Annotated in this window: 13 protein-coding genes, 2 tRNA genes and 2 pseudogenes; 3 read left to right on the top strand and 14 right to left on the bottom strand. The window is 33.4% G+C overall.

Features of this window, described 5'->3' with window-relative positions; genetic code table 11:
- Positions 1-668: 668 nt before the first annotated feature.
- The 4 genes and pseudogenes from SPD48_RS09235 to SPD48_RS09250 form a co-directional block, all read right to left on the bottom strand.
- Positions 669-1,052, bottom strand: coding sequence for a VOC family protein (locus SPD48_RS09235; RefSeq protein ID WP_336257811.1), 384 nt, complete (start codon positions 1,050-1,052; stop codon positions 669-671).
- A gap of 92 nt (positions 1,053-1,144) precedes the next feature.
- A pseudogene (locus tag SPD48_RS09240) lies at positions 1,145-1,356 on the bottom strand (transcriptional regulator).
- A 279-nt stretch (positions 1,357-1,635) separates the two neighbouring features.
- Complete coding sequence (locus SPD48_RS09245) at positions 1,636-2,265, bottom strand: Type 1 glutamine amidotransferase-like domain-containing protein (protein WP_336257812.1); 630 nt, start codon at positions 2,263-2,265, stop codon at positions 1,636-1,638.
- A gap of 300 nt (positions 2,266-2,565) precedes the next feature.
- Positions 2,566-2,942: pseudogene (locus SPD48_RS09250) on the bottom strand (VOC family protein).
- 656 nt (positions 2,943-3,598) lie between these two features.
- Between SPD48_RS09250 and ytzI the strand changes: the two are divergent.
- Positions 3,599-3,760, top strand: coding sequence for a YtzI protein (gene ytzI / locus SPD48_RS09255; RefSeq protein ID WP_336257813.1), 162 nt, complete (start codon positions 3,599-3,601; stop codon positions 3,758-3,760).
- An 805-nt stretch (positions 3,761-4,565) separates the two neighbouring features.
- Here the strand turns inward: ytzI and SPD48_RS09260 are convergent.
- The 3 genes from SPD48_RS09260 to SPD48_RS09270 all read right to left on the bottom strand — a co-directional run bounded on the left by SPD48_RS09260 (position 4,566) and on the right by SPD48_RS09270 (position 7,214).
- Positions 4,566-5,219, bottom strand: a complete 654-nt coding sequence (locus SPD48_RS09260; RefSeq protein ID WP_336257814.1) for an HD domain-containing protein — start codon at positions 5,217-5,219, stop codon at positions 4,566-4,568.
- Between the two features lie 1,105 nt (positions 5,220-6,324).
- A complete protein-coding gene (locus tag SPD48_RS09265) occupies positions 6,325-6,813 on the bottom strand; it encodes a GrpB family protein (RefSeq protein WP_336258074.1) in 489 nt (162 codons plus the stop codon).
- Between the two features lie 137 nt (positions 6,814-6,950).
- Positions 6,951-7,214 (bottom strand): hypothetical protein, encoded by a 264-nt coding sequence (locus tag SPD48_RS09270; protein ID WP_336257815.1) that lies wholly within the window; start codon positions 7,212-7,214, stop codon positions 6,951-6,953.
- 336 nt (positions 7,215-7,550) lie between these two features.
- Between SPD48_RS09270 and SPD48_RS09275 the strand changes: the two genes are divergently transcribed.
- Together SPD48_RS09275 and SPD48_RS09280 are read left to right on the top strand one after the other, a co-directional pair.
- Complete coding sequence (locus SPD48_RS09275) at positions 7,551-8,654, top strand: nitric oxide synthase oxygenase (protein WP_336257816.1); 1,104 nt, start codon at positions 7,551-7,553, stop codon at positions 8,652-8,654.
- Between the two features lie 476 nt (positions 8,655-9,130).
- Positions 9,131-9,265 (top strand): aspartyl-phosphate phosphatase Spo0E family protein, encoded by a 135-nt coding sequence (locus SPD48_RS09280; RefSeq protein WP_336258075.1) that lies wholly within the window; start codon positions 9,131-9,133, stop codon positions 9,263-9,265.
- 946 nt (positions 9,266-10,211) lie between these two features.
- On the opposite strand, the gene SPD48_RS09285 is transcribed toward SPD48_RS09280, so the two are convergent.
- The 7 genes from SPD48_RS09285 to racE form a co-directional block, all read right to left on the bottom strand.
- Positions 10,212-10,285 (bottom strand) — tRNA-Arg (locus SPD48_RS09285).
- Between the two features lie 5 nt (positions 10,286-10,290).
- A tRNA-Gly gene (locus tag SPD48_RS09290) sits at positions 10,291-10,364 on the bottom strand.
- Positions 10,365-10,433: 69 nt separating this feature from the next.
- Positions 10,434-10,955, bottom strand: coding sequence for a metallophosphoesterase family protein (locus SPD48_RS09295; RefSeq protein WP_336257817.1), 522 nt, complete (start codon positions 10,953-10,955; stop codon positions 10,434-10,436).
- Positions 10,956-10,957: 2 nt separating this feature from the next.
- Positions 10,958-11,566: an XTP/dITP diphosphatase gene (locus SPD48_RS09300; protein ID WP_336257818.1), complete on the bottom strand. Its 609-nt coding sequence runs from the start codon at positions 11,564-11,566 to the stop codon at positions 10,958-10,960.
- Positions 11,563-12,321, bottom strand: coding sequence for a ribonuclease PH (gene rph, locus SPD48_RS09305; protein ID WP_336257819.1), 759 nt, complete (start codon positions 12,319-12,321; stop codon positions 11,563-11,565). The genes SPD48_RS09300 and rph overlap by 4 nt, the downstream gene beginning before the upstream one ends.
- 34 nt (positions 12,322-12,355) lie before the next feature.
- On the bottom strand, positions 12,356-13,420 hold the full coding sequence (locus SPD48_RS09310) for a GerMN domain-containing protein (protein WP_336257820.1): 1,065 nt from the start codon (positions 13,418-13,420) through the stop codon (positions 12,356-12,358).
- 89 nt (positions 13,421-13,509) lie between these two features.
- The gene (racE, locus tag SPD48_RS09315; protein ID WP_336257821.1) at positions 13,510-14,322 is read right to left on the bottom strand and encodes a glutamate racemase; all 813 of its coding nucleotides are present in this window, start codon (positions 14,320-14,322) and stop codon (positions 13,510-13,512) included.
- Positions 14,323-14,489: the final 167 nt, after the last annotated feature.

Here is a 14,489-nt window from a genome sequence, read left to right on the forward strand (position 1 = left end):
TATTGTCTCTCCTTATTATTATTAAAGAGAGGATCAGAGTGCCTAATTATTGAGACTATCTAGCTAAAAAATACTTTTCATTGCTCAAAAATGCTATGCTCAAATTGTATAGCATTTTTAACTTTGGATAATCATGTATAAGCGAAATGGAAAATCGGTAAAAGATTTAGTAGTTGGAAAAAAGGCGATGTTAATATGAAACATTACATATGTGTGAAAGTATTCGAAAATGAAGGTAAATCACTAAAGGAAGATGAAATTAGTGAGGTAGGAAAAACTTAAGGGCATCCAGATATTGTAGGAAGAATCCACAATAATTCGAAGATGCAGGAAAATTATACTAATTACTATCAAAAGAATGATAAACTCCCTGACCCACTAAAAATTCAAATAATAGAATTGATGACAAGGCTAGTAAAGAAGTTATTACAACCATAAAAATTTATTACCTTGCCTACTGTAACCAACTCAAACCCCTATATAATTAGTGAGCAAACTTATGGTTGTGCGACACTTTTATATAGGAGTTTTATTGTATGATTATTGAAGGATTTTAGAATTTCACCATGACAACATCATTCTAAGAGGCATCGCCATGTACGGGTCAGGTTGTTTTTGTTTAATTATGGATAAAAGCCAGTCCATAAAGCGATACTTTTGTCATTAAGTTATTGCTGTATAATCTGGAGAAGATTTCCGCATGTATCGTCGAAGACAGCTATTGTAATTCCTCCCATTTCAGTCGGCTCGGTAGTAAATTTCACGCCTTTTTCCACTAATTGTTTGTGTTCTTTGTAAATATCTGTAACACCAAACATTGTGACTGGGATGCCATCAGCAAATAGTTTCTCTTGATACTCTTTAGCAGCGGGATGTTCATTTGGTTCGAGCACAAGCTCAGTACCGTTCTGATCATCTGAAGAAACAAGTGTTATCCACCGATGGGCTCCAGCAGGAACATCATGTTTTTTTACAAATCCAAGCTTTTCCGTATAAAATGCTAATGCCTTGTCTTGTTCTTGAACAAATATACTGGTAACAATGATTTTCATAAGATTTTTATCTCCTTTAATATTGCAATCTAGGATGCACCTTTAACAATTTGTATCTAAACAGAAAAATTCATACATTGATCTTTATAACATTACTCTATCCATCCCTTTAGTAAATTTTTTAGGGCTCGTTATGAAACATTAGTACACGATACTTTCCTTTTCGTTTTGATTTTACGAGCTCCGCTTCTTCCAATGTAGCATCCGCTTGTCGTGGAATGGAAATGTCGTACTTTATAATGAGACGCGCCGTAAATTCATATAGCGTCAGCTATTTGCATTCGGATAATTCGTCTAATATCAACCGTCATGTTGGATCGGCGAGTGATTTTGAATATAGATAGCATCTTTGTCCCAATATATATTACAAGTATAAGCAGCTTTGACGTTGAGTTCAAAAATAAGAAACTTTATAGTTACATGTTGAAAAATTTAAAAATATAAACTGAATGTCAACAAAACATCTCATTTATGATATGCACTTCTGAAATTAGACCTAAAATTTAACCTCAGGGTTGTTTTTATGGGTATTTAGGATGAAGAATTCAAGCAGGAAGTAGCCGATACTGAACTTCTACCAATTTTATTGTTTGAATGTATAAAAATTACCACCTTCTGATTCGGAAAGGCTCTCATTTTCAAAATATAAACCAGTTCCATCATCTATCCCATATCCAATTGGTACGTTGACTTTTTCTAAAGCGGTCTTTAAATTTTTTTCTTCGTTCCACTTTGAAAAATGTACACTTATGATGCAATCATTAATGAGACCTATCCCATTTAGGAAAAGATGCCTATTTTTTGAGTTATCAATAGGTGGGATCACACAAATAAAAGGACTAATTAATGCTCCTGCTGAAAATCCTGCCACTGGAACACCTTGATTGTAAAGCTGTTTTATGCATCCACCAATTGATGTATTAACAATATAATTTTGATAAAGCTCTGTTGCTCCTCCCCCAATAATTATTCCGGTACAAGAAGTTAACTCTTTTTTGGTTCTATTTTCTGTTTTAGAATTGAGTGGTAAATAAACAAACTCCTTCATATCATATTGTTCTATAACATGTGTATATTTTTTCCACCCATCCCTCTCTAAAAATAAGATTGCAATCTTACCATTTTCATTTAATGCAAGGTCCGCAAACTTTTTTCCGAAATTATTACTGAACGGTGGACTTCCACCAAACAAAAAAAGATGTCTATTTTTCATAAATCCACCTCCAGTAATTTGTTCAATAATTGGCACATTTGTTTAGAGTATTTGAATTCCTTTTCCAATTCCCTCCTTTTACTACAATTCTACAAAAGGAAGGGTAATTCCTCTTTAACACGTTTCGCTACGAGTATTCTATAAATTTCCAATTCAAAACCAGGCAACACAGACAATTTATCTTCTGCACTTGATACTCTACCAGTAAGGCTTTTCAAGTCCGATTGATTTGCTTTCCTTCTTTCTTTAAAATAAAAAAGCATCTATAAAGATGCTAATACAAATTGAATTATAAAATTTTTATTTCTCCATGACAGCAAAATAATTTTCTTCATTATCAGCAAAATTAAAAGTTCGACCAGAAGGCATGTTTACAATTTCTCCGACCTTGACATGTTTTTGAGACAAGTCACTTCTTAGTTCATCAAGATTTTCTGTAAAAAATAATAAAGAGGGTGTATCAAATTTTAATCCAGGTGACATTTTAGCAACGAATTCCTTGTCGTGCAAAATGATACTTGTTTCTGCATCTTTCGTTGGAGAAATTTCAATCCATCTCATTCCTTGACCGTTATTATCGTCAGAAATGACACTAAATCCTAATTTTTCGTCCAAAAATCTACTGCATCGTCTTGGTTGTTTACATACAACATAATTTGGCCAACTTTATAAATCATCTGCCACGCCCCAATTCATTATATAATTTTAGTTATTATACAATTATATAGAACAAATATCTATAGCATAAACTACCTAAACTTCACCTTCGTGCCCCGCAATAATATGGATTGAATAAATAACTATAATAGTTATGTGGATCGGCATTGGTTATTTGGTATTCGTTATATATAAATAAGAGATAAGTAATTGTAAAATTAGCAAAGAGAGGCATCGCTCAAACAACATTAAGAGATTATACGATAGTAAATCCAAAATAGGAATATGAAGCTGGATCATACTTTTAAATTGATGAATTTTATATGAAAGAATTATATGAAGAAAATATTGACCAATAATTCCTCGAGAATAGAACACCAAAAAATAAGCTGCTATCCTTTACCATCGGAGATTAGCAGCTTATAAGCAGTATATAATAACTATATTTTATCATTATATTCTTTAATTATTCATTGAGTGCAACCAAGCTCTCTTTTTCAAGCTGTTTGACACATGCACGATTCAAATGTAAGGCCCAATTGTTAAAAACATTTCACAAATCAATTCAGCCTTAATGTTATAATAGATTTAAGAGAAACCTACTTACCTTAACATATCAAATACCGCATTAAAATAAGATTATTTAAAATTCATTAGTGGAAAAAGGAGAATAATTATGGTAATGACATCACTTGTCGTTGGTGTAGTATTAACTGTAGCTACTTTGTTGTTAACCTTATTAACGATTTCCAAAGGGTATTCATTCAAGCATACGATTGACCCTTTAAATGAAGAGGATAAGGTACGCGAATATACTGGTAATGGAAAAAGAATATAAAAGAAGAATGTGAAGCAAATAATGAGAGAATTACTAGAGGGCAATTAAGCCCTCTTTTGTATATCGAATTTCTATTTAAGTGAACCAGTTGAAAGAGTTTTTGGCACTCACCCGGATATATTGGTTCCAATCTCCTTATCTTCCTTAATAAACTCATTGTAATTTTCCAATTTTAAACACTCACTCAAGATAGTATTTATATTATTTTTTGGGGTTATTTCTCTGCAGATATTATAAGGTGGATTTTAATTCATAAATTGTTCACAACTAATTTAGTTTGATATAAATTATAAGGGGTAATATAGATTTACCCCCCTTTTAATAGTAGGTCCCGTCATGGGACCTATTTTTATTTAAAAACAAATCGCCCGCAAGCTTTTGACACCTGCAGGCTAGTTAAATAAATCGTTATATTTAATTATCTATTTCCCTCGCATCTTTTTCAACAACATAGCATTCTTTATCTTAAAAGTCCGTCTTGATCCACGAAAATAACAATAAGCTGTAAAGGTAGCAGTATTGAATTTTTCTTTTTGTGATATTACCTTTATAATCCATGTACACGATCTGCAACGACTTACTTAACTTAAATCATATCTAGTAAAATAAGCAATAATAGTAAGTGTAAAAATTTAACGTCTACAAACAAGAAAAGCTTTGCTGCTTCTTAATGTTCTAAATTCATAATCATCAACTCCTATTAAGTTTTGACTTTCTTGTATGTAGACATGAAAAAACACCCACGGATGTGAGTAATGATAGAAAAAACACCTGATAATACTCTTGTAATATTTAACTGTTAACCTTATTTTTCACTTTCTTTCCATTCAAGAAAAAATTGTTCAAGAAATTGCATCATATAATTATGGCGCTCTTCAGCAAGTTTTTTTCCGTATTCAGTATTCATAGAATCCTTTAGCTTTAAAAGTTTCTCGTAAAAATGATTAATAGCTGTACTCTTTCCATGACGATAATCTTTATAAGTCATACTCCCGACTCTAGGTGGAAGCTCTGGGTCATAAATAGGCTGACCTTTGGCACCAGAATAAGCAAACGTACGTGCAATACCAATAGCTCCTAATGCATCAAGACGATCAGCATCCTGTACAATTTTACCTTCAATAGTACTCATAGGTTTACGGTTTCCACCTTTAAATGACATTGTTGTAATAATCTCGTTAATCTCTAAGATTTCATCCTCCTTTACGCCATTTTCTTTTAACCATTTATTCACTTTTTTCAGGCCTTCTTTTTCACTTCCACTTATTTTTTCATCTGCCAGATCATGCATAAGTGCTGCAAGTTCAACAACAAAATCGTTTCCACCTTCCTGAACCGATATTATTTTAGCCGTGTCGGTTACCCGCATGATATGCCACCAGTCATGCCCACTGTAATCGTTCTGATGTTGCTCTTGAACAAATTGTCTAGCCCTTATAATAATCGCATTATTTTCCACTGAATCACCTATCTCATAAATATACTTTGATTTATTATCCTGTAATTCTTTTCCTTTTTCAACGAATGGGCTCTCTTTTTGAAGTCCCTCTCCTCATCATATTAAATCCATCATACGTCAAAAAAGGAAATTTAACCATAAACAATAACACTTACGTGAGCGCTTAGAATTAAAGATTAAGGAGTAAATCATGGAAGATATTGGGGCATTAAAAGAATTATTAAAGGAACGAGAATCAGTATTAAATAATGAATAGCCCCTCAAGAGTGAGAGGCTATTTTTTACAAAATAAATACCACTAGCTTTTACGAATAGTCGCTATTTTAGTTTTACAGTGTCTTTACCATCCCCATCCACATCTACAGCAACAAAAGCAGCGACGACACCTTCTGCAACGACCCCGAGAACACATAAGTCAAAACCTCCCCATTAAGATTAAAGTTGGCCGACTTTAATACTATTATATGAAGATTTTATGTTTTCGAATAGACAACCATATAATCTCCTTTCAATAAATATGTAAATTTAACAAAAATAACTTCCTTTACTATAATGTACCTTATGGAGGTGAAAGAATTGTGAGTGTTTTTAAGAACATTTATAGTCAATTTAATTTAAAATACTTAATCAAAATCTATATCATTGGTATAGCATGCACTTATTTTTCATGGAATTACATATTCGAAGGCGGTTCGACATCGGTAAAAATCTTTATAGTTTCAAGTGCAATCTTATTCCCCTTCGCGACTATAATTTATGATTCGATTATTGACTTACTCTTTGGAGGTCTTGAATTAAGAGTCCACATCATTATCTTTTTGGTGTATAAACTTTTTAAAATTTATATGTTATTCATGTGTACAATATTAATTGCGCCAATCGGTTTAATCCCACATCAATATTAAATCCAATCATTGCTACAGTAAATGCTACACTATAATTAGTAAGACATACTGGATCAACCAATCTTTTAATTTAGGTTTTCCCTAATATTTTCCCAAAATTAAAAGCACTAGAATGACAATCAGTGCTTGCTCGATTATATATTAAGTTAGGATTTCCATTTTTTAACCTTCTAACAGTGCATTAATTCAAATTTATATTATCAATTTATTTCTTTCAATTGTTTGAATTCAGTTGTTTGCATTATCTTATTAACAAAGTCATTTTTAGCTTTTCTATAAGATTCCATACTCTTTCCATCAAACTTTCTTTTTAATTCATCATACTCTATCCTAAATTGATCATTTTTCAGTAAAACATCTCGAAACTGCCAGAAGAAATCAAATTCTGAGTCTATAACAGTCAATTGAATTCCTAAAGGCGGAGTACTTGAGTCATCTTTAAATGCCCTAAACTTATTCGTTTTTATACTTCCATCATTTAGTTCATAAACCTTAGATAGCGCTTCAACAGCTTCAATAAATTGATTTTTAAAAATACGAACCTGTATATCTAAGTCTCCTTTAGTTAGGCTGTTTGGTATGGTGGTACTACCAACGTGCTGTATATCTGCACCTGGAATAAGCTCTTGAATGAGAGCTTTTTGAGAAGTAAAAGATTTCTTTACATCACATTTAAAACTATCATCTATAAAACTTTACTCGTTCCACCGAATCCCTCTATTCCTTATGTTTTCCACCATCATACGACAAGAAGGGAAATTTAACCATGAAGTAAAGCTCGTGTAATCGTTGAAAATAAAGAAGCATTGATTTGCCTGCTTCCTTATTAATAATAACTACGTTGTTCCATATATTGTGTAATAAAGTCCTTCATTTCCGAAAAAACAGGAAATTCAGATGGATTATATATAAAATACAGGAACTGTCCCTTTATTTCAATGGCTGAATCCATATACTCTATCCTCCGACTTTCCAGTTGGTGTCCAAAATTTTTAAATAAAGGTCTTGACCCAATAAAAGAAAAATCACATTCTGTAACAAAGCCATGTGACAAATAAAAATCAATTGCTTCGGTAACATGTTCTTCCATAAAAGTAGTCCCTCCTCGCCTACATACTTCGACAAAAGGAGGGAGAATTCCTCTTTAAAACAAAAGTAACGCCTATTATAGCGATCATCAAGCACCTAAACTCTCTTTATATTGATCTATCAATTCCATCGGCCCAATTAGTTATCATTTCATTCTGCTGTCCACTCATTCAATAGTGATTTGCGCGTATTTACTCCTCTTAATCGTCTTCTGAGGTTGTTGGAATCCTCCTATTCCCGTTGGCATCTATTTCAAAAAAGATTCAATAAATCTACAAATTGTATAATTAATACACTCGTACATTAATGATATACTTAATTCATGGAGTTGATGCTAATGGTTCATTCTACTAAAACTAATAAATTGCTACTGGAAGCAACACGATTTATAAAAAGTAGTTATGATGAACTCGGAATTTCTAAAGCAGAACAATTGAAACGAATTGAAGAAATAAAAAATGAAATAAATATTACTGAAACATACTTTCATAAACCTTTTGAATTAACACAAGGAGCAAAAATGGCTTGGCGTAATAGTAATCGTTGTATAGGACGATTACTATGGGATACATTACATGTTTTTGATGCGCGAGATGTAATTACTGCTGAAGATGCTTATAATAAATTAATTAAACATATTGATTTTGCTACAAATGATGGTAAAATCCAACCTACAATTACAATCTTTGCACCTCGAAAAGATGGAAAAGATCCTATAAGAATTTGGAACCATCAATTAATCCGATATGCTGGTTACGATGATGACGATAATGTAATTGGTGATTCAACATCTATTAAATTGACAAAGATGTGCGAAAGAATGGGTTGGCAAGGGAACAAAACATCCTTCGATATTCTCCCTCTAGTGATCCAAGAATTAGGAAAAAAGCCTAAACTATTTAAAATTCCTAATAAAATTGTTAAAGAAGTACCAATCATTCACCCACAACTAGAAGGGTTTAGTAAGCTGGGCATAAAATGGTATGCTGTTCCTATTATTTCAGACATGCGTTTAGAGATAGGCGGCATTGATTATCCTATGGCTCCATTTAATGGTTGGTATATGGGCACCGAAATTGGAGCAAGAAACTTAGCAGATCATGACCGCTATAATTTATTACCAGAAGTTGCAGAAATAATGGGATTAGATATTAAATCAAAACGATCACTTTGGATAGACAGAGCTTTAATTGAATTAAATGTCGCGGTATTACATTCTTATCAAAAAGCTGGTATAACCATTGTTGACCATCATACAGCAGCAAAACAATATAAGAAATTCGAAGAAAATGAAATAAAAAATGGTCGACCTATCACTGGAAATTGGGCTTGGCTTATTCCACCAATATCACCAGCCACAACTCACATTTATCATAAACCATATAACAATGACATTTTAACACCTAACTATTTTTATCAAGCGGACCCTCATGAAAACTAAACTGACATTCCCAATTGATAAACTTGTGTATTTAGTTCTCCGTTTGAATACTCCAGAAAAAGAATAAAGTTGGTAAGGGGAGGATAATCTCATCTCCCCTTATTGCGTTTCAAGCGTAAATATCTGCTTGTTGGTGCAATTTATAATGATGTGGGCAAACACCTACGTTGTGCCCTATTTCATAGAAACACTCTTTGCATAAAGGTAAATCACATGTAGTGTTTCTTGTTCGTGCATTCGCTCTTTTTTATTCAAGTCTATTTCTATAGAAAATAATTCCGTTGTCATAATGAACTGCATACTCACACAGTTGTGTTGATTCTTGCTTCTTACAAATAAGACATAGATTTCCGAATACCTTTGGATCTTTCACATCCTCACTTCCTTTGAATATTTTCATCTTCCATAGTGAAAACTAAAGAAAAAATTTGGAGGTAAATACTTTGTAAAATCAACTTGAAAACCTATCTAACGAAATCGAACGATTAAGAGTAAAAGTAAATGATCTTGTCGAAGCAAAAGGGCCAACTCACTCACAAGTTATTGAAATGAATCAAAAATTAGATGTTGTATTGAATGAATATGATCGACTAAAAAAATCAAATTCTTAACTATGCAAGGTGTTCAAGGATATTCATATCTCCAAAAATCTCCTAGCAAAATTTTTCAGCAAACTCTTTCATTTCATCTAGTGAATATCCTCTTCTTATCATCACGAACAAAGTGTTTGCTGTTTACATCTTTTTGTTAAGTTTACGGTTTTCTTTCCATGCCTTTTCGATTTATCGTTCTACCCATTTCATAATTTCAGCGTCCAAACTTTTGAAAGATTTTTGACATTCTCTTGAGAGTGATCGAATTAGTGAGTCTTTTAACAAATCAACATTTCGGCTCTAGCTATAGAGTAGTTACCGTTAATATACACACCCACGAAATGCGGAATATCTTTCCTTACTGTTTCGTACAAGTCGCTCACGAAAAGCAGTTGATACTTTAAATGGAAAATCAACGAGCAGCGAGTAATCGTTGCTCTTTTTAATTTTATGAAAGGGGAAATAGAAATGCCTAAATCAGAGTCGTTGTTTGCTGTAAAGAAATGTTTCCATAATTACCTCCTGTTTTAGACATAAAAATAGACACCTACTGTTATACTTTTCTACTACTATTTATAAATGAATTAGCCCACATTTCTGCATCTAATAAACTTTTTGGTATCATGTAGTTACCGAAAAACCTATGAGGCAAGGACAAAAATCTTTACTGACGCTGGTGACGAGTTAAGAATCCAACTGCGAACAGATGGTAAGGTATTTGATGGTGATGCGTAAGTCAAAAAAGGTGTAGTTGTTATATTGAAAGGAACGAAGAATGACAGGGTAGGTTTTTACCATTACCAAAAGAAGTAATGCTGATGATTATTAGCCCTCGATTACTTAAATATGTTAAAGATGAGTGTCTTAAATCAATAATTTTCAGTGATAATTATAATTATATTTAAAGAAAATAAAAAACGCTGTACTCCTTTCATGACAAAGGGTACAGCGTTTATGTTTGTTACGTCCCAGGAGCGATTCGAACGCCCGACCGATAGCTTAGAAGGCTATTGCTCTATCCAGCTGAGCTACTGGGACAAATATGGAGCGGGTGAAGGGAATCGAACCCTCGACATCAGCTTGGAAGGCTGGAGTTTTACCACTAAACTACACCCGCATTTTTGCTTTCAAATTTTGCAACCAAAGATTATTATATGACTTATAAATCTTTTTGTCAACACTATATTTATTTTTTTATAAAAAAATATTTTTCATACGGAAATTTGGTAATCACATCACCATTTAAGTAATAAAAAGTAATCGTTACATCTGTTGGATACTCCCAGCTTACAATTACATAACTAGGTATATTAAAATATTTTGGAAGTCGTAAACTGCCGGGATTTAAAAATAATTGTTCCCCTATTTTTTCAGCATATGCTATATGTGTGTGTCCAAAACAAACGATATCAGCCTGTACTTCTTGTGCACGATATTGCAAAGGTAATAGAGTTGATTTAACATCATTTAAATGGCCATGCGTTACTAAAAAACGCAAACCGCCAATTTCAATAATATGTTCTTCTGAAAAAGTCGCTTGCCAGTCACAATTCCCTTTCACAGTGAGGTAGCCATGTAAAGAAGCGGCATCTGAAGGGAGCTCTGAATCTCCACAATGGATTCTCTTTTCCACTTGATGTCGCTCTTTTATAGCTTCCAATTCCTTTGTTAGACCATGACTATCACTTACAATTAAAACATTATTCATTCTTACTCACCTTTATTCTGATGCTTCATAAGCCAACTCTCAAGCTGTTCTAATGCATGGTAGCGATGACTGATACTATTTTTCTCATTGTCTTCAAGTTGTGCCATAGTTTTCGTAAAGCCATTTGGTATAAAAATTGGGTCATATCCAAATCCATTCATACCTTTTGGTTCTGTAGTAATTATTCCTTCACAAACCCCTTCTTTATATAGTGTTTCTTCTCCTGGAATAGCTAACGCTAAAACACAAATAAAGCGTGCTGTGCGATCCTCGTTTGGCACATGACTCATTTCATTTAATACTTTTTCATAATTTCGTATATCATCAGTAGGTTCTCCAGCATATCTCGCCGAATAGACACCAGGTCTGCCATCCAAAGCATCAATTTGTAATCCCGAATCATCGGCAATCACAGGCATATTTACTATTTCAGCGATCTGTTCAGCTTTAAGTCGAGCATTCTCGTAAAAAGTAGTTCCTGTTTCTTCAACATCTGGGGGTTCCTTTTCAAAATCGAATAAAGAGATAACTTCAACTCCATACTTACTAAATAATTGCTTGAATTCTTTTATTTTACCCTTATTTTTACTTGCAATAATTAATTTCTTCAACTTTCATGCCCTTCTTTACTCTTTTCAGATCCAACCTTTTGAGCTAACTCTCCAAGAACTTCTTTTTGTACAGTGAATAATTGATTTATACCTTTTTCAGCAGCAGCTAACATTGATTGTAACTGAGTATAAGAAAAAGTAGCTTCTTCTCCTGTACCTTGAATCTCTACAAATTCACCTGCACTAGTCATCACTACATTCATATCAACGTTCGCTGTGGAATCTTGTTCATAATTTAAATCCAGCATAAGCTCTTCCTCAGGAGAAACTCCTACTGAAATAGCAGCTAAAAATCCCGTAACAGGAAATTGTTCTACCTTTTGTTCTTCAAGTAATTTTCCGCAAGCAAGTACTAGCGCTACATAAGCTCCAGTAATCGAAGCAGTCCTTGTGCCTCCATCAGCCTGAATTACGTCACAATCAATCCAAATAGTCCTTTCACCAATTGCATCTAAATTAACAACAGAACGTAATGCACGGCCAATTAACCGTTGAATCTCCATCGTTCTTCCACTAACCTTCCCGCGAGATGATTCACGGATATTTCTTTGTTCTGTAGCTCTTGGTAACATGGAGTATTCGGCTGTAATCCATCCTTTATTTTGCCCACGCATAAACGGAGGCACTCTGTCTTCGATACTGGCATTACAAATTACTTTCGTATTTCCGAATTCAATTAACACAGATCCTTCTGGATGAGTAATATAATTTGGTGTGATTGTTGTTGGTCTGATTTCTAGATTATTGGCATTCATTTTTTACACTCCTAAATTTAAAAAAATACTAGTTTTACATCTTTTCTGAGTTAATGAAATCATTTTTGGTAACTGGCTTGTCATAGGCAGTCCCATTTTCACTCACAACTTTTTCTGTATTTTGGACTTTTATTTCCACCGCTTCTACATCTTCTTGTTCCGTTAACGTTCTCACTAATGTTTCAACTACGTCATCAGCAATAACTGCTTTTTGCTCATCTTTCAAAATATCTTGACTGAATTCTAATTGTAACACACCTTCTGTTAAAACAGGTTTATTTACTAATGTAACATGATCATTAAATACATCCATTGTTTCTACTTCATAAGATGGTCCTTCCATTAAAGCTTCAACGATTGATGTAAAAACATCGTCATTATTGTCATTGATATATTGAGTCATTGGTACAAAGTAAAAATTATCATTATGCTGTTTAGGATAATAGACGGTTACAACCTTGCTATGCATTAAACTAGGTTGGTCTTTTGCATATATATTTATACCGTTATTTTTTGAAAAACCCTCTGATATCGGAGTTCCATTTACAGGCATTTCATCAAGGTTTTCTCCATTTATCCATAGTTTTAAACGATCTACACTATCAAATTGTGTTAGCGTATGAGTCATTGCTTGTAATATCTTTAATTCTTCCTCTGCTTCATAATTTTTAAACTCCTCTGATACATCAACAATTAATGTACCATCTTCCTGAAGATTTAAACCAAGAATTTCTGTTCCTGCAGGTAATACGGCTTGAAACCCATTTGGTAACAAATCCGTTACTGGACCATCTTTTACTAAATATTCTAACGCTTGCATTGCAGCGGACTCTGTTTTCGGTAACTCAAGCGTTTGGGAAACAACCATTCCACTAACATCGATTAAATAAATTTCCCTTAAAACCGTCTCATCCGTTTCAATGACTTCCTCTTCTTCAATAGGATTTTCTCCTTCTTCCTCCTCATTTCCTTCCTCTACGATAGTCACATCCTCAGGAACATCCACTTCTTCAAAAGTCTGCTCCCCCTTTAAACAGCCCCCTAAAAGAAGACTTAAAACAATCAGAAATTGTACCAGCAATAATCCTTTCTTTTGCATAAAAACACCCTCCCATTGATGGTTGTACTACTATATATACGTACAACCTTTCAAATAATACCAATGGAATGGGACAGAATATAAGGAGTTTAAATGATTATATTTTCAATATGGATATTTGGGTGTTCGCCAACATTCCTGTTAAAAATAGAACGATAAATTTTCATAAAAATATTTAGATCACCAGTCGTATAAAAATGATGTTCAATATTTCTTGGGTTTTTATGTAATAATTGATGTACTTCTAAAATAGTACTCGTTTCTCTAGCCGTTTCCTCACTTGATGAAATAATTTGTACTTCTTCCCCCATTACTGCTTTAATCGTACCCTCCAATAATGGATAGTGAGTACACCCCAAAACTAACGTATCAATTTCTTTTGCTTTTTTTAATGGAGTTAATGTGTCTGCAACTACTTCTTTAGCTTTCTTTCCCTGTAATATTCCTTTTTCAACCATGGGAACAAATAAAGGACAAGCTAATGTAGTTACCTCTAGCTCGGTGTTTATTTGGTGTAAGGCATTTGGGTAGGCGTTACTTTTAATTGTTCCTTCTGTACCTATAATGCCAACCTTCTTATTTTTAGTTGATTTTATCGCCGCTCTTGCTCCCGGCTTAATCACACCTATTACTGGAATCGGTAAGGTTTTCTTTAAATCTTCCAACGCATATGCGGTTGCTGTATTGCAAGCAATAACGATCATTTTAATATTGTTCTTCATTAGGAACTGTACTAGTTCAAGTGTAAACTGCTTTACTTCATGTTGTGGACGGGGGCCATAAGGACAACGTAGTGTATCACCTACATAAATTATTTTTTCATTTGGCAATTGCCGCATTAATTCATATACTACAGTAAGTCCTCCAACCCCTGAGTCAAGTACTCCTATTGCTCGATTCAATTTTTCACCTCTTCTATATATGGAAACGTATTTATTTTACCATAGGATTGTAGATTTTTGTAAAATAGTTGTCCGTCTAAGGCTTTTATACGCACTTGTTTTCATTCCTTTTCATAAGCTATAATGACTAAATAATTCCCTTCATTTCGCATCTCAAGACGACAGCA

The sequence above is a fragment of the Pseudogracilibacillus sp. SE30717A genome (assembly GCF_037071985.1).
Taxonomy (GTDB): domain Bacteria; phylum Bacillota; class Bacilli; order Bacillales; family Amphibacillaceae; genus Pseudogracilibacillus.